This window comes from Drancourtella massiliensis, assembly GCF_016900655.1.
GTDB classification, from domain to species: Bacteria; Bacillota; Clostridia; order Lachnospirales; family Lachnospiraceae; genus Sellimonas; species Sellimonas catena.
Genome location: NZ_JACJKH010000005.1, coordinates 126,998 through 147,672 on the forward strand (window position 1 = coordinate 126,998; position 20,675 = coordinate 147,672).

At 44.9% G+C, this 20,675-nt stretch carries 17 protein-coding genes; all 17 read right to left on the minus strand.

Annotated features, from left to right (window positions below; genetic code table 11):
* Nucleotides 1-30: 30 nt before the first annotated feature.
* The 17 genes from leuA to H6A32_RS04415 all read right to left on the minus strand — a co-directional run bounded on the left by leuA (nucleotide 31) and on the right by H6A32_RS04415 (nucleotide 20,496).
* Nucleotides 31-1,689, minus strand: a complete 1,659-nt coding sequence (leuA, locus tag H6A32_RS04335; protein ID WP_087252532.1) for a 2-isopropylmalate synthase — start codon at nucleotides 1,687-1,689, stop codon at nucleotides 31-33.
* Nucleotides 1,690-1,717: 28 nt separating this feature from the next.
* The gene (locus H6A32_RS04340) at nucleotides 1,718-1,981 is read right to left on the minus strand and encodes an HPr family phosphocarrier protein (RefSeq protein WP_087168360.1); all 264 of its coding nucleotides are present in this window, start codon (nucleotides 1,979-1,981) and stop codon (nucleotides 1,718-1,720) included.
* Nucleotides 1,982-1,995: 14 nt separating this feature from the next.
* Nucleotides 1,996-3,261 (minus strand): CdaR family protein, encoded by a 1,266-nt coding sequence (locus tag H6A32_RS04345; RefSeq protein WP_118635796.1) that lies wholly within the window; start codon nucleotides 3,259-3,261, stop codon nucleotides 1,996-1,998.
* The gene (gene cdaA / locus H6A32_RS04350) at nucleotides 3,242-4,120 is read right to left on the minus strand and encodes a diadenylate cyclase CdaA (RefSeq protein WP_204863829.1); all 879 of its coding nucleotides are present in this window, start codon (nucleotides 4,118-4,120) and stop codon (nucleotides 3,242-3,244) included. The genes H6A32_RS04345 and cdaA overlap by 20 nt, the downstream gene beginning before the upstream one ends.
* A gap of 55 nt (nucleotides 4,121-4,175) precedes the next feature.
* Nucleotides 4,176-5,306 (minus strand): hypothetical protein, encoded by a 1,131-nt coding sequence (locus H6A32_RS04355; RefSeq protein ID WP_204863830.1) that lies wholly within the window; start codon nucleotides 5,304-5,306, stop codon nucleotides 4,176-4,178.
* Nucleotides 5,299-5,706, minus strand: a complete 408-nt coding sequence (locus H6A32_RS04360) for a hypothetical protein (protein ID WP_087168364.1) — start codon at nucleotides 5,704-5,706, stop codon at nucleotides 5,299-5,301. The genes H6A32_RS04355 and H6A32_RS04360 overlap by 8 nt, the downstream gene beginning before the upstream one ends.
* Nucleotides 5,707-5,752: 46 nt before the next feature.
* Nucleotides 5,753-6,460 (minus strand): ComF family protein, encoded by a 708-nt coding sequence (locus tag H6A32_RS04365; protein ID WP_204863831.1) that lies wholly within the window; start codon nucleotides 6,458-6,460, stop codon nucleotides 5,753-5,755.
* A gap of 22 nt (nucleotides 6,461-6,482) precedes the next feature.
* Nucleotides 6,483-8,693 carry an SF1B family DNA helicase RecD2 gene (gene recD2, locus H6A32_RS04370; protein ID WP_204863832.1) on the minus strand — a complete coding sequence of 737 codons (2,211 nt, stop codon included), beginning with the start codon at nucleotides 8,691-8,693 and terminating at the stop codon, nucleotides 6,483-6,485.
* A gap of 121 nt (nucleotides 8,694-8,814) precedes the next feature.
* On the minus strand, nucleotides 8,815-9,813 hold the full coding sequence (locus tag H6A32_RS04375; protein ID WP_087168366.1) for a rod shape-determining protein: 999 nt from the start codon (nucleotides 9,811-9,813) through the stop codon (nucleotides 8,815-8,817).
* Nucleotides 9,814-9,981: 168 nt separating this feature from the next.
* Entirely contained in the window at nucleotides 9,982-12,837 is a 2,856-nt protein-coding gene (uvrA, locus tag H6A32_RS04380) for an excinuclease ABC subunit UvrA (protein ID WP_204863833.1), read from the minus strand.
* Entirely contained in the window at nucleotides 12,830-14,818 is a 1,989-nt protein-coding gene (gene uvrB, locus H6A32_RS04385) for an excinuclease ABC subunit UvrB (RefSeq protein WP_204863834.1), read from the minus strand. The genes uvrA and uvrB overlap by 8 nt, the downstream gene beginning before the upstream one ends.
* Nucleotides 14,819-15,111: 293 nt before the next feature.
* Nucleotides 15,112-16,401 carry a tyrosine-type recombinase/integrase gene (locus H6A32_RS04390; RefSeq protein ID WP_204863835.1) on the minus strand — a complete coding sequence of 430 codons (1,290 nt, stop codon included), beginning with the start codon at nucleotides 16,399-16,401 and terminating at the stop codon, nucleotides 15,112-15,114.
* A gap of 3 nt (nucleotides 16,402-16,404) precedes the next feature.
* Nucleotides 16,405-17,631: a site-specific integrase gene (locus tag H6A32_RS04395; RefSeq protein WP_204863836.1), complete on the minus strand. Its 1,227-nt coding sequence runs from the start codon at nucleotides 17,629-17,631 to the stop codon at nucleotides 16,405-16,407.
* A gap of 22 nt (nucleotides 17,632-17,653) precedes the next feature.
* Nucleotides 17,654-17,851: a helix-turn-helix domain-containing protein gene (locus H6A32_RS04400; protein WP_070090307.1), complete on the minus strand. Its 198-nt coding sequence runs from the start codon at nucleotides 17,849-17,851 to the stop codon at nucleotides 17,654-17,656.
* A 131-nt stretch (nucleotides 17,852-17,982) separates the two neighbouring features.
* Nucleotides 17,983-18,501, minus strand: a complete 519-nt coding sequence (locus H6A32_RS04405) for a type II toxin-antitoxin system PemK/MazF family toxin (protein ID WP_346342241.1) — start codon at nucleotides 18,499-18,501, stop codon at nucleotides 17,983-17,985.
* Nucleotides 18,502-19,136: 635 nt separating this feature from the next.
* Entirely contained in the window at nucleotides 19,137-19,607 is a 471-nt protein-coding gene (locus tag H6A32_RS04410) for an RNA polymerase sigma factor (RefSeq protein WP_204863837.1), read from the minus strand.
* Between the two features lie 475 nt (nucleotides 19,608-20,082).
* Entirely contained in the window at nucleotides 20,083-20,496 is a 414-nt protein-coding gene (locus tag H6A32_RS04415; protein ID WP_204863838.1) for a winged helix-turn-helix domain-containing protein, read from the minus strand.
* Nucleotides 20,497-20,675: the final 179 nt, after the last annotated feature.

Below are 20,675 nucleotides of genomic sequence, written 5' to 3' on the forward strand. Positions count from 1 at the left end.
TAAAAAGGACAGGATATCCTGCCCTTTATCTTAATTTTCAATCAGTCTGTCAACTGCGCTGAAGAATGCGCGGAAGCCTGCTCTCGTAATATTGGCGCTGACACCAACTCCGTATGTTTCTTTTCCGGTGCGGTTATCATGCAGACAGATATAAGCAGCTGCCTTTGCCTCGGATCCTTTGCTCAGTGCATGCTGTGAATAATCCACCAGTGTGAAATCCATGCCGGTTTCGTCTGCCATCAGCTTTTTAAGTGCGGCAAGCGGACCGTTTCCTACTGCTTTTGCACTCTTTAATTCTTCACCTGCCATGAATACTACTTCTACTTCTGTCTCATTTTCAGCCACATCTTCTGCCTTTGCCCGAATGAATTCATACGGTGTCTTTTTCCGCAGATATTCTTTTTCAAATACTTCCATGATGGTTGCCGGTGCAACTTCACCCTGTTCTTCCGCAATCTTCTGGATTACATCTGCAAACTCTTTGTGCATCCTTTTCGGAAGCTTGTAGCCGAACTCGCTGTCCATCACAAACGCTACACCGCCTTTTCCTGACTGGCTGTTGATCCGGACAATCGGCTCATATTCTCTTCCGATGTCGGATGGATCAATCGGAAGATACGGTACTTCCCACCATTCCTGATTCTTCTCATGCATTGCCTGCATACCTTTGTTGATGGCATCCTGATGAGAACCTGAAAATGCAGTGAACACCAGCTTTCCGGCATATGGATGACGCATCGGAACATCCATCTTGCTGCATCTTTCGTAAACTTCTTTGATCTCTGTCACATTTTCGATATTCAGCTCCGGATTAATACCCTGTGAGAACATATTGTAAGCAACGGTGAGAATATCCAGGTTTCCTGTTCTCTCTCCGTTTCCAAAAAGCGTTCCCTCCACTCTGTCTGCTCCTGCGAGGAGTGCGAGCTCGGTCGCGGCAACACCGGTTCCTCTGTCATTATGCGGATGAATGCTGAGAATCACGCTTTCCCTGTCGCTGAAATGGCGGTTCATCCATTCAATCTGATCTGCATACACATTCGGTGTTGTCATTTCCACAGTAGCCGGAAGGTTAATGATGATAGGTTTCTCTTTTGTCGCTCCCCATTCTTTCTGAACAGCCTCACACACTTCCAGAGCATAATCAAGTTCTGTTCCGGTAAAGCTTTCCGGGGAATATTCCAGCCTTAAATTCCCCTCAAAGTCCTCCGCGTATTTTTTTACCATCCTTGTTCCATCAAGGGCAATTTCTTTAATTTCTTCTTTTCCCTTTTTGAATACAACTTCCCTCTGAAGGGTGGACGTAGAGTTGTAGATATGTACGATCGCATTCTTCACTCCTTTGAGAGACTCAAATGTTCTCTGCACAAGATGATCTCTGCACTGTACAAGCACCTGAATCCATACATCATCCGGAATCAGATTTTCATCCACCAGTTTCCGCAGAAAATCATACTCAATCTGGGAAGCAGACGGAAATCCTACTTCGATCTCCTTAAACCCAAGTTTGACAAGCAGGTTAAACATCTCTATTTTTTCTTCTACAACCATTGGTTCAATCAATGCCTGGTTTCCATCTCTTAAATCCACGCTGCACCATACCGGTGCTTTTTCGATCTGTTTATCCGGCCAGGTCCGTTCTGGATACGGAACAACCGGCACCCTCCTGTATCTCTGATAATTCAGCATTCCAATCACACTCCTCATTCTTCTGTCTCTATTCTCCCAGTCCGCTCTCAACAAGTGCCACCATTGTCTCAAGTGCCTGTTTTTCATCTTCTCCGTCACAGATGATCTCCAGTTCATCTCCGCATTTCACACAGGCTCCAAGAACACTGAGAACACTTTTTGCATTGCTCTCGCCTTTATTCGTACGGAACTTTACACTGCACCGAAATTCAACCGCAGTCTTACAGAACAGTCCTGCGGGCCTCAGATGAAGTCCCGTAGGATTGCTTACAACTACTTTCCGGCTAACCATAGTATTCCCTCCAGTTATTCACTTTCTTCGTTTTCAACCTGTTCCAGCCTGACCTTGATGACAACATCTTCCGCCAGTGAACATCCTTCCGGCAGTCTTACTTCCACCGGTACATCATATTCTCCCGGCTCTCGATATGTGACAAGATTAATTGACAGACTGCCTTCTCCAAGTTCCAGAGAATCCAGGAGTTCCTGATCTCCCTGAACCTTGATCTCCAGATTGTTGCCGGATACATAGGAATAGCGGAGACCTTCCTGCAGATTGTTCACGACAATGGATCCTGTCGGCATCTCCAGAGTCCTGCTTCCTTCCTCTTCAATTCCTATTGTGACGACAACCGCTCCGGCATTTTTATCAATCAGCTCCACGCCATCCGGGAGATACGGGGTAATATCAACCACAACCTCCTCTTTACTGTTCAGATTCTGAATGTTCAAAGCACTTGCAGGGATCTCAATCTTGTCAAGATCTTCAAGTACATCTGAACTTCCTGATACCTGAACCTCCGTCGGTTCTGTCGTGATACCTGTAAATATGTATCCGTCAGCCGTCCTGATGGATGATGTGTCGAACTCCAGCTGGAGTCGTTTTGTATTTCTCACCTCAACCTGAACACTTACATCGTTCTCATCTCTCAGATCCTGAAGTGTGAGCAGCGTATTATCGATTGTCTTTCCTTCCGCGTCATAGAATACCAGCTTGGACTGAAGTGTCGTATCTTCTGCCAGTCCGGTTACATCTACTTCAGCAACCACCTTGTCAATCTGATCGATGATGGACTTCGGTCCATTGACTCTTACTTTCTCCGGATCTGCTTTAATTTCTCCCAGCACGTATCCATCTCTGACGCTTCCTGTTGTTGTCGGCGTAATCGGGAATGTATTCTGTGCTTCATCCTCGATCGTTACCTGCAGATTTCTCGGACTAGAATATGCCTCCACATATTCAAATCCCGGTATCGACACCTCAATCGGAACCTGTGAACCAAGAGACATCTCTTTCATATCCGCAGATGCTTTAATGTCAGAAACAGTCATGCTGTGCAGGACAGACCTCTTGGCCCTTACTGTCACCCGGACCGTATCTGTTTCATCTTCAATCTGATAGGTCTTTCCTTTACTGGTCACAACCTCCGGATGCAGTACTTCAACCGGTACATTTGAAAACTGCACGGATGTAACCGGATCGTCAACGTTTACAACGACTGCCCATAAAAATACGGCAAGTGCAAGCGACAACAGCTTCAGAGGGAGGTTTTTAGTCAGTTTCTTTTTCATGTTTCCGCCTTCCTTTCCACAGTTTCGCTATTTTCTTTTCCGTATTCTTCGTCTGAATCTTGATCAGACTCTCCTTAAGATATTCCGGAGTCACATTTCTTACAAGCTGTCCGCCCTGTGCTACAGACACGTATCCGGTCTCCTCGGATACCGCAATGATCAGCGCGTCGCTGACTTCGCTCATTCCAAGAGCAGCTCTGTGCCGTGTCCCCAGTTCCTTACTGATCTCCATGTTATCTGAGAGCGGCAGGTAACAGGTCGCGGAAACAATCCGGTTTTCCCTTACAATAATTGCACCGTCATGCAGCGGGGTATTATGCTCAAAAATATTAATCAGAACCTGGGAAGATACAATACAGTCCATATAGATTCCGGTACTTTCATACTCCGTCAGACGGATCGCCTGCTCCACTACAATCAGTGCTCCTGTCTTTACTTTTCCCATGGCGAAGCATGCTTCCACAATCGCATCGATCGTCCTGCTGCTGAACCGTTCGTTTTCTTTCCCCTTGTCAAGCGGCACAATCGCTGTGAGGAACCGTTTTTCCCCAAGCTTTTCCAGCGCCCGGCGAAGCTCCGGCTGGAAAACCACAATCGTCGCGGTCGCAAGGATCGATACACTGTTCCTTGCAATCCACAAAATGGTATTCATCTTCAATATGGCTGCGACAAGAATGAAAACAGCAAGGACCAGAATTCCCTTTAGCAGCATCCATGCCTTTGTGTTTTTGATCCAGACCATGATCTGATAGATCAGAAACGCTACAATCACAATTTCCACAATATCCGTCCAGTAAATATCCGGCAGATACCAGTCCGGAAAATATCCTCTCATAGCTTCAAAAAATCTGCTGTTCATTCCTGTCACCTCCCATCATCTTATACTCACCCATGTTATCCCCTTTTTTCTTTTGCTATTTAGATTCGTCTTTATCGTCCAATTCATTTTTCAGCAGCTTCTCAAGATCCATTTCTTCCTGAAGCTGCTTGGCCAGAAGCATCTCTTCTGTCATCCCCGGTATGTAGGTCTTCTCTGTAGTTTTTTCCGCCGGAGACGGGGAAGCTTCTTCTATTTCTTCGATCCTTGTATCCCGGTTTTTGTTCTCATTCTTTTTGGAATCTGTCTTTCGTCTGCTGATCTTTTTCACCCGTTTTTCAGGAACAGCAACAGATACCTTTGGTATCGCTTTAACATAATAGTAATATTCGTCATCCTCGTACTGAAATTTTTCTGCCTTGGAATAGTCGACAGAAAAAATGAAAAACTCCAGAATCAGGGCAAGAAGAACCGAAATAATATTTCCGAAAATCAATGTCACATAATCAATCTGTACACTGAAGACGATGCTTCCTGCAACGATGACGATAATGTCGGCCACTGCTCCGGCTGCCACGCCGATTTTCCATGATTGATCGAACTCACTTGTTCTAAGTGTGTAGACAACCAGAAACGCCACAACAAATGATGCGATGTAAATCCACATTTCTTTATTCTGCAGGATCTGTGTGGCAAACAAGGTCATCTCTCCTGCCATTCCGCTTGCCCCCGTTACAGCTGTTGCCGACATTTCCAGATAATTGATCATGGAATAGATCAGTGTACCGAAAAAAATCGGAATGATACAGATTGGCGTTCCCATCAGCGCAAATGCCATCGGAACCGCAAACGGAATCTTGAAAAAGTATGCGACCATAACAAGAAGGACAATCATCGACTTTTCCGGTGTAAAACGAAAATAGAAAATGAACATTACTGCAAACAGAGCTGCCGTCACAATCATAACTCCCATCGACAGGGCATATACGTGAATTAAAATCAGCACCGCTGTCACCAGTACGGTAAGTGTCCCCGGAAGGAACGCACAGATCAGAGCCAGTATCAAAGTAACAAGCGGATTTGCCACAGCCTCCATATAACCAATCTTGGAATTAACAAGATAAAATACAATAAAAGCAAGCAGAAACTGTACGATTTTATCTACTTCTTTTGAGTATTTCGCGTAAAAGGCCTGCAGCTGCTCCTTCAGGACAAATAAATTACTCATTTTTTTTCTTCCTTTCTTTACCGTAAAATTTCTCCAGCTGAGTCAGCATACGGACATAGCGCTTTACTCTCCCCTTTGCCCTGATATGCTTCTTCTGGTAAAACCTGGAAGCAAAAAGCCCGTAAGAAACAGCAAGAATCAGATATAGCGCAACAGCCGCCAGCATAATCAGAACTATGCTTATCAAAGTTGCCTCATTCAGAAAGGATTCCATAAAAGCGGCCGCAAACACTCCAAACAGAACTACATATCCTATCGTAACCCAGATCACAGTAATAATCGTCTGATAGCTGATATAATCTTTTTTGTAATAGGAAGCAATTTTAAAATCTTCTTTTCCATATTTTTCCTCATATAGAGCCATTTTGTTCATCAGCTTTACTTTTTCTTCGTTAACCATATTCCACCTTCCTATCCTCAGAAAACTATGTTCAGTATATCAAAAATCAAATATCTTGTCCAATACTTATCGTCAAAAAGAACACCCTCCTGACTCCTGATTTCTTCAGTGTTTTTGCGGCCTCATTGACCGTATTGCCCGTCGTATAGATGTCATCAATAAGAAGTACCCGTTCCGGAAGTCCGGTTTTTCGTTCAACCCGAAAAGTTCCTTCCAGATTATGTGCTCTTCCGCGTCTGTTCAGACTTTTCTGAGCGTCTGACGTCTTCCGCTTTCGGATCAGTCCGGTTTCCACCGGAATTCCGGTAAGTTTTCCAAGTTCTTCTGCCAGAATTTCCGCCTGATTGTAACCACGTTTTCTTTTCTTCCACTTATCCATCGGAACCGGAAGGATCGCCTGTACCTTCCATTTCTGAATCTGCTTTCCCAGACGTTCTTTCATTGTTTCCGCATAATACCGGGCATATACCCTGCGGTTTTTAAACTTGAACTGATAGATGGAGCCGCTCACCGGGGGCCGGTGCGTCCAGAGACTCCTCCCTCTGTCAAACCAGCAGTTTCCATCCTCAATTCTCTCCCGGCAGTCCCTGCAGTACTCTGTCTGTTCATCCCCGACCGGTTTCCCACATTTTTTGCACATTGGTTCTTTTATCCATGAAAGTTTTTTCAGGCAGTCTGTACACGGCCCCTTCGCGTTCACCTTTCCGCAGAACGGGCAGACATCCGGATAAAGCAGTTTCCATATATTCTTCATGCTGTTTTTGTTCTGATTTTCCCTACGATAGTTCCCGGATCCTCTCCGAGAGAGAAGTGTTCCGCTTCTGCTCTTCAACATTTCGAATCATTTCCTGAAAAACAGTATCGCTTCCTACAAGTGTAACACATTTTTTTGCTCTTGTAACTGCCGTATACAATAAATTCCTGCAATAAAGCTGTTTTGGTCCCGAGAGAAGCGGAATAATAACCGCCGGATACTCACTTCCCTGAGATTTATGGATGGTAACCGCATAGGCAAGCTCCAGTTCATCCAGCAGCTTAAATGGATATTTTACCTTACGTTTTTCGTCAAACTCCACTTCCACAGTCTCATCATATGTATGAATGGCCGTCACAATACCTATATCTCCGTTGAAAACTCCGATCCCTTTATCAACAACCAGTCCGTATTTTGTGGCAATCTCCCATTCCAGCTGATAGTTGTTTTTCGTCTGCATCACTTTATCGCCGACACGGAATATTTTTTCCCCATATTCCTTTTCCTGATTTTTAGGGGACGGCGGATTTAAATACTGCTGCAGAATCCGGTTTAACCGTTCCACTCCCAGAAGCCCCTTCTTCATCGGCGCCAGTACCTGAATATCTGTCATTTTTGCATCCACATACCGCGGAAGTTTTTTCTGGATCAGTGTCAGGATCACGCTGATAATAACATCTGCATCCTGTCTTTTTAAAAAGAAAAAATCTCTGCTCTTATTATCAAGCCGTACTTCCAGTCCCGCGTTGATCCGATGCGCATTGACGACAATATCACTTTCCTGTGCCTGCCGGAAAATCCTGGTCAGCATCATGACAGGAAATACTTCGGAATCGATCAGATCCTTGAGCACTTTTCCCGGACCCACCGACGGAAGCTGATTGATATCTCCTACAAGAATCAGTCTTGTCCCCGGGATCACCGCAGACAAAAGCGCATGCATCAGAGGCAGATCCACCATGGACATTTCATCAATAATTACCACATCTGTTTCCAGAGGATTCTCCTGATTTCTCCCGAATCCTCCTTTCCCTGTCTCCTCAGGATTTCCACTGACTTCCAGAAGGCGGTGAATTGTCTGCGCCTCATATCCGGTCGTCTCTGTCATCCTTTTGGCGGCGCGTCCTGTCGGCGCGGCAAGACGGATATCCATCCCTTCACTCAGGAAATAGCGGATCATGGCATTGATCGTGGTTGTCTTTCCGGTTCCCGGCCCTCCTGTCAGGATAAAGATACCGTTTTTTACCGCCTCTGCCACCGCTTCTCTCTGTCTTTCATCCAGCGTGGACTCATTCTGCTTTTCCAGCTTTTCAATCCGTTTCCGGATCAGACTGTCGTCTTCCTCGTACCGGATATTCAGTTCTTTGAGCATCCGTGCCGTATTCATCTCCATGTAATAGTACTTTGCCGGATATACGCGGACCTGCTCTTCATCCTGCTTCAGGACAACCTTCTTTTCCATCGCAAGATCCATCAGATACTTCTCAATATCTGTAATCTCCACTTCCAGAAGCTGTGCCGCTTTTGCTGAAAGCACCTTTTCTTCCAGATATACATGACCTTCCTGTACACTTTGAAGCAGTGTATAAAAAATCCCGCTCTGAATCCGGAAATCTGAATCCGTATGAATTCCGATTCTGAATGCTATCTCATCTGCCGTTTTAAATCCGACTCCTTCAATATCATCTGCCAGTCTGTATGGATTTTCTTCCAGAATGCTGTAAATTCCCAGTCCGTATTTCTGATAGATCTTGACTGCCAGATTGATGGAAATCCCGTATTTCTGCAGATAAATCATTGCCTGTCTGAGGTCTTTCTTTTCTTCTACCTGTACGCAGATTTCCCGGGCCTTTCTCTCACTGATTCCCTTGATTTCCGCCAGCCGCTCCGGCTCTTCCTCCATAATGCGGAATGTATCTTCTCCAAATTTCGCAACGATCTTTCCTGCAAGCGCAGGCCCGATCCCCTTCACAGCACCGGATCCAAGATACCGCTCAATGGATTCCCTGTCCTCCGGCTCCTTTACCTTGTGCCCTGTCACCTGAAGCTGCAGCCCGTAAGAAGGATGCATGACATACTCTCCTTCCAGTTCCAGAAATTCCCCATCCCCAATGTACGGAAATTTCCCGACACAGGTTACTTCCCCGTTCTCATTATGAAATTGAAATACCGTATAACCATTTTCCTCGTTTCTGAAAATAATATGGTCAATGTATCCCGTTATCTTTTCCACCTGTTTCCTCCATTTGTATTCACCTTCAATACCGCCAGCCTCTTGTCATGCAACCGGCGGAAAGCAACAGGACTGCTGCGAAAGTAATCCTCTTCCCGCAGCAGTCCTTCTGTTTTGACTTCTATACATGAAACTTTTTGTTCTCACTCATAAATTCTACGAACTGACCGGTTCCGATCGCAACAACCTGCATCGGATCCTCCGCTGTCATTGTATTGATGCCTGTCCGCTCTTCAATCAGCTCTTCCAGGCCTCTGAGCAGGGAACCGCCTCCTGTCAGAACAATTCCTCTGTCGAGAATATCTGCTGAAAGCTCCGGAGGTGTTCTCTCCAGCACACCAATTACAGCTTCCACGATCTGACTTGTCGGCTCTCTTAAAGCTTCTTCTGTCTCCGAAGAAGAAACCGTTACCGTCTTTGGAAGACCCGTAACAAGGTTACGTCCCCGCACCTCGATCGTCTCGTCCTCCACCAGCGGATAAGTCGTGCCTATCCGGATCTTGATATCTTCTGCGGTACGTTCTCCAATCAGAAGATTGTGCTTTTTCCTCATGTAACGCACAATCGCCTCATCAAAGTCATCTCCCGCAATTTTCAGTGATGTATTGACAACAGTACCGCCAAGAGAGATCACCGCAATATCCGATGTGCCTCCTCCGATATCTACAATCATATTTCCACATGCTTTGGAAATGTCGATACCTGCCCCGATTGCCGCTGCAACCGGCTCTTCGATCAGATGCACTTCTCTTGCGCCTGCCGCGAATGTCGCCTCTTCCACAGCCTTTTTCTCAACCTCTGTTACACCGCTCGGTACACAGACGCTGATACGAGGGCGTTTGAATGTACGCTTTCCAAGCGACTTCTGCACAAAATATTTGATCATCTTCTCCGTAACCGTATAATCTGAAATCACGCCCTGTCTGAGAGGACGTACCGCTACAATATTGCCCGGTGTTCTTCCAAGCATCAGTCTTGCCTCTTCCCCGATTGCGCGGATCTCATTTGTATCTCTGTCAAACGCAACTACGGACGGCTCCTTGAGCACAACGCCTTTTCCTTTCACATATACAAGGACACTCGCTGTCCCCAGGTCAATTCCAATATCTACTACCGCCATGAACTAAACCCCTTTCGCAAATCCTCTATATTCGCTCCTCTTTGGTCTATTATACTTCCTCTTTCGCATGTCAGAACTCATAAACCTCTGGTTCTACGCATACATTTGTTATTATAATCAATCTTCCTGGAAATGGAAAGAGTTTTTTCCCAGAATCTGTAACTTTCATTATTTCTTAAGGAATGGGGCGAGATAGCGTCCTGTGTAGGATTCCGGACATTCGACGATCTCTTCCGGAGTTCCTTTTGCAATCACAGTTCCGCCCTTGTCTCCTCCTTCCGGCCCCATATCAATAATATAATCTGCTGTTTTGATCACATCCAGATTGTGTTCAATGACAATGACTGTATTTCCATCAGCCGCAAGTCTTCTGAGAATCTCGGTCAGCTTATGGACATCTGCAAAATGAAGTCCTGTTGTAGGCTCGTCCAGAATATAAACGGTCTTTCCGGTACTTCGTTTACTCAGCTCGGCAGCAAGCTTGATCCGCTGTGCTTCCCCTCCGGAAAGGGTGGTAGACGGCTGGCCCAGACGGATATAGGAAAGTCCCACGTCGTAGAGCGTCTCCATCTTTCTGCGGATACTCGGCACATTTTCAAAGAAGGTCATCGCTTCTTCCACTGTCATATCCAGCACGTCGTAAATGCTCTTTCCTTTATATTTCACTTCCAATGTTTCCCGGTTATAACGCTTTCCGTGACAGACTTCACACGGTACATAGACATCCGGCAGGAAATGCATCTCAATCTTCAGGATTCCATCCCCGCTGCACGCCTCACAGCGTCCTCCTTTTACATTGAAACTGAACCGGCCCTTCTTGTAGCCTCTCGCCTTTGCATCCGGCGTTGCCGCAAACAGGTCACGGATCAGGTCAAACACTCCTGTATACGTGGCCGGATTGGACCGCGGCGTACGCCCGATCGGAGACTGGTCGATATTAATGACTTTGTCAAGCTTCTCCAGCCCCAGAATCTCTTTATGCTTTCCAGGGATCGTTCTTGCATGATTGAGCACTTTTGCAAGCTTTTTGTACAGGATTTCATTGATCAGAGAACTTTTTCCCGAACCGGAAACTCCTGTTACACAGGTCATAACGCCAAGTGGAATCTCTACATTGACATTTTTCAGGTTGTTTTCTTTTGCCCCGACAATTTTCAGATATCCGGACGGAACCGCCCGTTTCTCCGGAACAGGGATACGGATTCTTCCGCTCAGGTAATCTCCGGTGACAGAACCCGGCGTATTCATAATCTCTTCCGCTGTACCTGCAGCAACCACCTCGCCTCCGTGCTCCCCGGCTCCCGGCCCGATATCCACGATGTAATCTGCAGCAAGCATGGTATCTTCATCGTGCTCTACCACAATCAACGTATTTCCAAGATCACGAAGATGTTTGAGCGTACTGAGCAGCTTGTCATTATCTCTCTGATGGAGTCCGATACTTGGCTCATCCAGAATGTAGGCGACTCCGACAAGTCCGGATCCAATCTGTGTTGCAAGCCGGATTCTCTGTGCCTCTCCTCCGGACAGCGTTCCGGTTGCTCTGGCAAGCGTCAGATAATCCAGTCCTACATCCATCAAAAATCCTGTTCTGGACTTGATCTCTTTTAAAATCTGGCCTCCGATCATTTCCTGAACCGGTGTAAGTTCCAGATTCTCGAGAAATTTCTGGAGATTTTCAATCGACATTGCGGTAACTTCGTAAATATTTTTGTCGCCTACCGTCACTGCCAGCGCCTCTTTCTTCAGTCTCTGTCCCTTACATGCATGGCACGGGGTAATTCTCATAAAAGTTTCGTATTCGGCCTTCATCGCCTCCGATCCGGTCTCCCGGTATTTTCTTTCCACACTCTTTATGAGTCCGTCAAAAGCCACGTCATAGACACCTTCTCCCCGCTGTCCTCTGTAACGGACTTTTACCGACTTTCCGTTGGTTCCGTAAAGCAGAATGTCCTGAATTTTTTTCGGATACTCTTCAAACGGGGTATCCAGATCAAAATCATAGGCTTCTCCGAGAGCACGCAGGATGGCATTGGTAAAACTGGACGGATCCATGCAGGACTGCCATCCAAGCACTGCAATCGCGCCCTGATTGATACTCAGTCCTTTATCCGGAATCATCAGGTCTGCATCAAACTCCATCTTATATCCAAGTCCAAAACATTCAGGGCAGGCGCCGAACGGATTGTTGAACGAAAAACTTCTTGGTTCAATTTCATCAATGCTGATGCCGCAGTCCGGACAGGAAAAGCTCTGGCTGAAGTTGATCGGCTCGCCTCCGATCACGTCGACTGTCATCAGTCCTTCCGCCAGATTCAGCACGGTCTCAATGGAATCGGTCAGACGCTTTTCGATTCCCGGCTTTACCACAAGCCGGTCTACAACGATCTCAATATAGTGTTTAATATTTTTTTCCAGACTGATCTCTTCTGTCAGCTCGTACATATTTCCATCGATACGTACCCGGACATACCCGCTTTTTTTCGCTTTATCCAGAAGCTTGGCATGAGTTCCCTTTCTGCCTCTTACCACCGGTGCAAGAAGCTGGATTTTGGTACGCTCCGGCAGGCTCATGATCTGATCCGTCATCTGATCCACCGTCTGCTTTTTGATTTCCTTTCCACAGTTCGGACAGTGCGGAATTCCAATCCTCGCATAGAGGAGACGGAAATAATCATAGATCTCCGTAACGGTTCCTACCGTTGATCTTGGATTCCGGTTGGTCGACTTCTGGTCAATGGAAATCGCAGGGGAAAGTCCCTCGATGCTCTCTACATTCGGCTTTTCCATCTGCCCCAGAAACTGTCTCGCATAGGAAGACAATGACTCCATATATCGTCTCTGCCCCTCTGCATAAATCGTATCAAAGGCAAGAGATGACTTTCCGGAACCACTCAATCCCGTCAGTACGACAAGTTCATTTCTCGGTATGTCCAGATCAATATTTTTCAGATTATGCTCATTTGCTCCGCGTATACGGATATACTGTTTGTTGTCCATCTTTTTTCCCTTCTTATTATCCATCTATCTCCTGCAGATGCTTTTTGATTTCAATCATCTTGTCACGCAGCTCTGCCGCAGTCTCGAAATCCAGATCGGCTGCTGCCTTTTTCATCTGCTTGTTCAAGTCTTTTACCAGTTTTTCCAGTTCTTCCCTGCTCATGGATTCTGGATCTTTTTCCAGCATCTTCTCCTGTTTTGCCACCTTCTTGGAAATACTGATCAGATCGCGGACTGCCTTTTGAATCGTCTTCGGCGTGATGCCGTGTTCCTCATTATACTGCATCTGAATCTCCCGGCGCCGTCTCGTCTCGTCAATGGCAGCTTTCATGGAATCCGTCACAGTGTCCGCATACATGATGACATGACCTTCTGCATTTCGTGCGGCACGTCCGATCGTCTGAATCAGCGAAGTCTCCGAACGCAGGAATCCTTCCTTGTCCGCATCCAGAATCGCCACCAGTGTAATCTCAGGTATATCAAGACCTTCCCTCAACAGGTTGATTCCCACAAGCACGTCAAATACATCCAGACGCATGTCACGGATAATCTCTGTCCGTTCCAGCGTATCAATATCAGAATGAAGATACCGTACCCGGATTCCCAATTCCCGCATATAATCCGTCAGATCTTCTGCCATCCGCTTGGTCAGTGTTGTGATCAGAATCTTGTTTTTCCTGGCCACTTCTTTGTTGACTTCACCGATAAGGTCGTCAATCTGGCGCTCCACAGGACGCACTTCCACTTCCGGATCCAGAAGTCCCGTCGGGCGGATCACCTGCTCTGCCCGCAGAAGCTCATGCTCTTCCTCGTAGGTGCCCGGCGTCGCTGACACAAACATCACCTGGCTGATCTTGCTTTCAAATTCTTCAAAGTTAAGTGGACGGTTGTCCTTTGCTGACGGCAGACGGAATCCATAATCCACAAGCGTCGTCTTTCTGGACTGGTCTCCATGATACATTCCGCCAATCTGCGGAATCGTCTTGTGAGACTCGTCGATAATCATCAGGAAATCATCCGGGAAATAATCCAGAAGAGTATGCGGCGGTTCGCCCTCTTTCAGACCTGTCAGATGTCTGGAATAGTTCTCAATACCGGAGCAGAATCCAGTTTCCCGCAGCATCTCAATGTCAAAATTTGTCCGCTCCGAGATCCGCTGCGCCTCTAAAAGCTTGTCTTCACTTTTGAAAAAGCGGATCTGCTGTTCCAGCTCCTCCTCAATCTGCCCGAGCGCCCGGTCCATGTTTTCCTTTGATACCACGTAGTGGGACGCCGGGAAAATCGCGATGTGATTCAGCTCATTTTTAATCTCTCCGGTCAGAGAATCCACTTCTGTGATCCGGTCGATCTCATCGCCAAAAAACTCTATCCGGATAATATTTTCTCCAGATCCCGCCGGAAATACTTCCAGCACATCGCCGTGTACCCGGAAAGTTCCCCGCTTAAAGTCAATATCATTTCTGTCATACTGAATATCGATCAGTTTCCCGATCACTTCGTCCCGGTCCTTGATCATACCCGGCCGCAGGGAAATCACCATGTTTTGATAATCGATCGGGCTGCCAAGTCCATAGATACAGGAAACACTCGCTACAATAATAACGTCCTTTCTCTCAGACAACGCCGCAGTGGCCGAATGCCGCAGCTTGTCGATCTCATCATTGATCGCTGAATCCTTGGCAATGTAGGTGTCTGAGGACGGAACGTATGCCTCCGGCTGGTAGTAATCGTAATAGGAGACAAAATACTCCACTGCGTTATCAGGGAACATCTCCTTGAATTCTCCGTACAACTGAGCGGCCAGTGTTTTATTGTGGGCGATGACCAGTGTCGGTTTCTGCAACTGCTCGATCACGTTGGCCATCGTAAACGTCTTTCCAGAACCCGTAACCCCCAGTAAAGTCTGGCATTGATTGCCTTCCTTGAACCCTTTTACAAGCGCCTCGATTGCCTGCGGCTGGTCGCCGGTAGGCTGATACGGGGCCTTTAAAACGAATTTATCCATAGCGAAATCTCTCCTTTGTGACTTTTGATACGTTCAATATCAGCCACCCTCAAAAAAATCATTCGTAACGAAAATGTCAAAATAATAGCCTTATAGGACACCATTACGAATCCAGAAAGGCAAAAGTCACAAAACACTTTTTTGAGGACTAAATAACACGAAGTAACACCAAAACGGTAGTGACAACATTATAGCAAAGATAATGATAAAAGTATATAGGACGAAAAGTAAAAAAAGTACAAATGTTCGAGTGTACATCTGTACTTTTTTATGATTTCTTCCTTATATTGTTGTCATGCTGCCATTAAATATTCCTCGGCTGCCTCGTCTATTTCCTTCAGATCGGAGTAATCATAGTATTTCTCTTTCCGGCTTTCCGGAAGAACTTCTTCCATAAATGGTTCAATAGCATATAAGCAATCTTCAATGATTTCAGCAGTATCCCCATAGATGTCTGCTGATATAATCTCTTTTGAATGCCCTAACATATGCGATATTCCTTTGATATTAAAGTCATGTTTCAAAAGAATAGTCGTATATGTATTTCTCAACTGATGGAAATGAATATCCGGAAGTCCTAAAGAAGCAAGCAGTTCTTTATAATATTTCTGATGATAACTTTTACTTCTTGGATTTCCATAGGTGGAACAACAGATGTAATCCCAGTCACGGAACTCTTTACTTCTTCGCCTGCGATTCTTCTCATAAATCCGGCGCTGTTCCAGAATCGCCTCAAACACATAGTCTGGAATAGGGATCTCCCTTATACTGGACGGAGTTTTTGGCTTGATCTCCTGTTTTGTAAGCATTTTAGGCGGTACATCTTCCGCTTTGGAATTTGGTTTTTTCCCCAACTGCCGCTGTATTTTTAATGTGCGGTTGATATAGTCCACATCACTGTATTTCAGTCCGTTGATTTCTCCACGCCGCAGGCCCATCAGCACTGCAAATAAAATCTGCATGTGGATCGGTGTCTCTTTACTTGCCTCTACTAACTGGAATACCTGCGGGAGCGTCAGTGTCTTGCTTACATCTATCTTTAACTCACGATATGCTTTCTTCTTAATCTTCTTTGGCAGCGGAACACCCTCCGCAGGATTTACCGCTATTACATTCTTCGATTTTGCATAATCCAGTGCTGTATTCATGACTGTTTTCGCCAGACGTGCAATAGACTCATATTTCTCTGCAATCGAATTATATAGCTTTCTGATATATCCTTGATTCAATGTTGCCATATACATTTTTCCCAGTTGCGGTGTCACATAGTTGTAAACCACGTTTTTATAGCCATTATAGCTGTTGTCCGCTATTTTAGGGCGCATAACCTCTTCCAACCAGAACTCCATGAAATCCGCCACTTTAATCTTTCCGTATACAATATAAGTTCCCGCATGAAGCTGCCCGATGATTTCATCTCTTTGGGCATTTGCCTCTCTCTTACTGCTGAACCCGGCGTGTTGCTGAGTAGTATCTGAACCGTCTGCAAATTTCAACAGGACACGAAAACCATACCCTTTTTTTATGGTCGTAACAGAATACACTTTAAATTCCACGTATTTCTTAAAGTCAAATTTCTTCATCTGTTATCCCTCCGTCCCTGTCCGCTCCGGAATAAACGTATCATTCATAAAAGCAATGATCTTATCTTTCTCGTCCATAACCTCACAGTAGTATTCATAGGTGGTATGAATCGAATTGTGGCCTAGCAACCCGGAAATCTTTACCAGAGGAACACCTCTCTCGATCAATATAGTCGCAAACATATGACGCAGACCGTGGACAGTGATAACAGGAAGGCCATTTCTCTCACAAAGTTTTGTCAATGCCTGGTTCATGGAACTTAACCCTCTCGGCTTTCCATCCTCCCGGCAACTGACATATCCATGATCCTCATAGTTTCCGGCATACCACTCCTTTTTCATCTCAACATAGTGCAGCCTGCGTTCCACTTCCTTCATAATTGCCTTTGGAACTTTTAGTATCCGGAAGCTGTTCTCTGTTTTAGGATCACGCTCTATAACCGTATATTCTTCAATTTCAAATCCCTCTTTTACTTTAGGATTTGCTACTAACTGGCGGCTGATCCTAACCGTCTGTTTTTCAAAATCAAAGTCACTAAATTTCAGCCCAAGAATTTCCCCTTTTCTTAAACCACAGAACAGTCCAAGTAAAATTTCCAGATACCACGGATTCTTACTGGCTGCCCGCAGGAATACTTTCAGCTTTGCTTTACTGAATATTCTGATCTTTGGTTTTGTCCTCGGATAAGGCTTCGTTTCCGGAACTGGATTATAATTGATAAATCCATCAAACAGAGCGTCTTTAAATGCCAGACTCAACAATTCTCTTCCTTTATTACCTGCCGAAGAACAGATTTTTGATACCTGCTCCAGTAATTTATCCAGATATTCTACTGTTACAAATTTCAGTTTCACATCGGTTTCCATACTGGGCAGGATCAATTCGTACAGAGTATATGATCCCAACATTCTAGTCGTTGTCTCAATCCGCAGAGAATAAATGTGTTCAAACCAATACTGAAGGTATTCTCCGAACATAACTTCTTTGCTCTTTAAAAAAGCAACTTGAAATTCCCTCTGTTTTTCCCGGTAACGTTCCTCGTATTCCCAGTAACTTTTTTCTGCCTCTTCCGGAGTCTTAAACCCACCTTTTTTGCTGTATTTGGTGGTCAGATCATCCATCAGTTCTTTCGTCCTGTGATACCATGAGTTTCCCTCAAAAAAGACAACCCTTTTTTCTTCCTGTACTTCCTTATTTTCCGCTTTTGTCAACTGATTGTTCTGTTTCATTGATTTTCACACCTTGCTTTTCCTATTCCCCGTACAGCCACCTTTCAAATGGGAGACAGGGAATTTTGTATACCTTTCCAATCTTGATGACACGGAACGGCTCCTGCTTTTGAAAAACCTCATCCAGAAATTCATAGGTTTTTGTCCTACCAAGTCCAAGCAGTTTCTGGATGTCATCCGCCTCATATACCTTCTTTGATATATCAATGGAATCTGTCATGACCGCACCTCCCTTTTATCGCTGCTTAAGCGATAAAAGGACTGTACGCCTATAAAATAACGTACAGCCCTCTTATCGTCCAATGTGCGATTTTTCTAATCGCATACTTGACAAATTGAATTTTCCTGTTCTCAGTAATATTTCTTCCTTATTAAATAATCGTACCCCTGACGCACATTACAAAACATACACTTTTCCTTTATTGTCTGATTCTGATCTGCCCGGATGATAAAGTGTTCTTTGGAACTGTAAAAAGGCTTTGCGCACACCGGGCATAAACACATCAGAATCGGTTTATCCAACTTTTTGATCTCTATGCTGGTACGCAGTGCCTTATCCACTTTTATCATCTGCTCCCGGTTCAGCCTGCCGACATAATCATCCAGACGCCCCTTGTCCAGTGTCCGGATCTGCTCCAATAACACAAAAGACTCTTTCTCCAGTCCTTTGATCCCATTGATCGGTACATGTGTCGGAAGTTTTGTCTTTGGTCTACTCGTGATAGCCGCAACAATGACCGTTGGACTGTGCCGATTCCCCCGGTTGTTCTGGATGATCAGTACGGGGCGGTATCCGCCCTGCTCACTCCCGCAAACAGGATTCAGATCTGCGTGATAAATCTCTCCACGCCGCATTTCTTGTTCTTCCACAATCATATCTCCTTCCTCTATACACCTTAGAACTCTCTTTGTTCCGTAAGGCTCTCCCCGCTCTTTTGAAACCATTATTCATAGCGGGTATGTATCAGCCGGACGCAAAGCATTTCTTTGTATCCGGCTACCATAATTGCCTGTTTCAGCCTATTTGTCCTCAACGCCCCGGCTGTTATCGCATGTATTTCATGCTGGGAAATCATCAAGCGGCTGACTGCTGATCAGCTCCACGGGCCTGTACCCCTCTGAGGATCTCCCAAAGCTGCCCTCACTTGTTGCGACGCTCTTAACGCTCGACTTTATGACCGGACAGGAGTATCATGATACCTGTTGCCTGTTATCGCCTTATCAGTAGCAATCTGACAGTTATAGCCGGGTATTTTCCGCTCCCCGGACAGATAAAACAGCCGCAAACCGATTCTTCTATATAGGTGGGATTTCGCTGCCTTTACCCGTCCGGATCATGGCGTGCCCGCTAACGTGGCTTACGCTCATCACGATAGCAACAGGAACGTACTTGATGAATGGGTATGAATTTTTCAAGGTTCCTGCCCGCTCTTCCCCTACGAAAAAACAGGCGAAAGATTATCTCTTCCACCTGTTTCCTCAGTCTCAAGCGATTTTTCTACCCGCTATTCTAAAAGTTTTTTCAGTTTTTTCTCTGCTGTTGTCACAGACTTTGCTATGGCCTGGAAAGAACAGCCTTCCATCTCCGCAATCTGTTCGTAAGTCAGACCGACAAAATAGTAAAGGACTAATCTGCGCTTCTGAATTCCCGATAACGTAGATATTGCAGTATAAAGTTCTTCCAATGCAATTTTACGGATTGCCTCATTCTCTGCGGACTCTCCTGCCTGTCCGGAACGCCTGTGCAGAGTAATATCATATACCTCTGACTGTTCGATGTGCCGTTCAACGATATTGAGATGTTTCAGATCATCCAGTTCAAACCTGTCAAACGCCTCATACAGTTCTCTGCTGATTTCCATGCAGTGTTCTTTCTTCTGTCCATCTGCAAACTCTATGTAATATTTTCCATCTAACTCAAATATATTATAAGGATTATATTTGTCTTTTCTTCTTTTTGGGTGGTTGCCCTTCATTTTCTTTCCTCCGATCTGAATTTTTTGAAAGTTCAGACCGAAGAGGTGGGCCCCGCCCCCTATATAAAAGAAAAGAGCTCTTTAAATAATTACAAAAAAGGCGTACCTGTTTTCTCTCAGATACACCTTCTCGTAAATCTATGTAATCATTTGTAAAAAATAGTAGGAATAGGCAGAACTTTGTCGAACAAAAAAACGCCGCAATTCTTATAGGAATTACGACGAACTGGCAAGAAAATAATTTATTTTTTGATTGGTATGTATTCTGCCCTACTCTTATGCAGCCCTTCCCCTTTCCAAAAGAGGAAGTAATATGACATATCTATACATTATTCTCCTCTTATTTTGTCAATAGGAGAAGTATAGAGTATGAAAACGATGTTTTAACTACGATATACCTATATTTTTTTAAAAAAAATCGCAAATTATGACAACAAAAAACAGCCTAACCGCAAAGATCAGACTGTTTTTTATCCTACTTCGCCTCGAAGCAGTATCCTACTTCACGCACGCACCGGATCTCAAATTGCCGATCCGGGCAGGCTTTGTATAATTTTCCTCTTAATTTGCATACATGGGAGCCAATAGTGTTGTTCTCTATATCCTGCACATAATTCCCCCATATCTGCTGATAAATCTGTTCGTATGTAAGAACCCTCCCTTCGTTGGTAGCAAAATAATATAACAAGTTAAATTCTTTTGTAGTTAAAGCTACTTCCTGTTTCCCACAATATACTCTTCTTTGATCTGGAAGTATTTTAAAATCCGGGAAGGATATTGCAGTTGCATAGTCTATTTCATATTTTGGGAAATCTGGATATTTATGAAAAACTTCCATTATTTCATCAAAAGGAAGTTTTTCATTGTCCTTGAATTCTGCAATAATCAAGCGTGCTATATAATCTTCCCCCTTTCCATTTTCTAGTTTATAATCACATTAATACTAGTTATTTGACTAAGACTTCCCATACCTGAAATGGGCTTCGCTCCTTGAAAATTCAATATTTCAGCTGACAAAATAGTGATTTATGCCCCTATAGACTCTGGATGGAGTGCGTTACGCAGATA

Bases quoted from the DNA above. Each gene is read 5' to 3' on its own strand.
- H6A32_RS04375 (WP_087168366.1), bottom strand. From the start codon at position 9,813: ATGGCGGTAGTAGATATTGGAATTGACCTGGGGACAGCGAGTGTCCTT.
- H6A32_RS04355 (WP_204863830.1), bottom strand. From the start codon at position 5,306: ATGAGTAATTTATTTGTCCTGAAGGAGCAGCTGCAGGCCTTTTACGCG.
- cdaA (WP_204863829.1), bottom strand. From the start codon at position 4,120: ATGAACAGCAGATTTTTTGAAGCTATGAGAGGATATTTTCCGGACTGG.
- H6A32_RS04340 (WP_087168360.1), bottom strand. From the start codon at position 1,981: ATGGTTAGCCGGAAAGTAGTTGTAAGCAATCCTACGGGACTTCATCTG.
- H6A32_RS04390 (WP_204863835.1), bottom strand. From the start codon at position 16,401: ATGAAGAAATTTGACTTTAAGAAATACGTGGAATTTAAAGTGTATTCT.
- H6A32_RS04400 (WP_070090307.1), bottom strand. From the start codon at position 17,851: ATGACAGATTCCATTGATATATCAAAGAAGGTATATGAGGCGGATGAC.
- leuA (WP_087252532.1), bottom strand. From the start codon at position 1,689: ATGCTGAATTATCAGAGATACAGGAGGGTGCCGGTTGTTCCGTATCCA.
- H6A32_RS04345 (WP_118635796.1), bottom strand. From the start codon at position 3,261: ATGAAAAAGAAACTGACTAAAAACCTCCCTCTGAAGCTGTTGTCGCTT.
- H6A32_RS04365 (WP_204863831.1), bottom strand. From the start codon at position 6,460: ATGAAGAATATATGGAAACTGCTTTATCCGGATGTCTGCCCGTTCTGC.
- uvrB (WP_204863834.1), bottom strand. From the start codon at position 14,818: ATGGATAAATTCGTTTTAAAGGCCCCGTATCAGCCTACCGGCGACCAG.
- H6A32_RS04395 (WP_204863836.1), bottom strand. From the start codon at position 17,631: ATGAAACAGAACAATCAGTTGACAAAAGCGGAAAATAAGGAAGTACAG.
- H6A32_RS04360 (WP_087168364.1), bottom strand. From the start codon at position 5,706: ATGGTTAACGAAGAAAAAGTAAAGCTGATGAACAAAATGGCTCTATAT.
- H6A32_RS04410 (WP_204863837.1), bottom strand. From the start codon at position 19,607: ATGAAGGGCAACCACCCAAAAAGAAGAAAAGACAAATATAATCCTTAT.
- uvrA (WP_204863833.1), bottom strand. From the start codon at position 12,837: ATGGATAATAAGAAGGGAAAAAAGATGGACAACAAACAGTATATCCGT.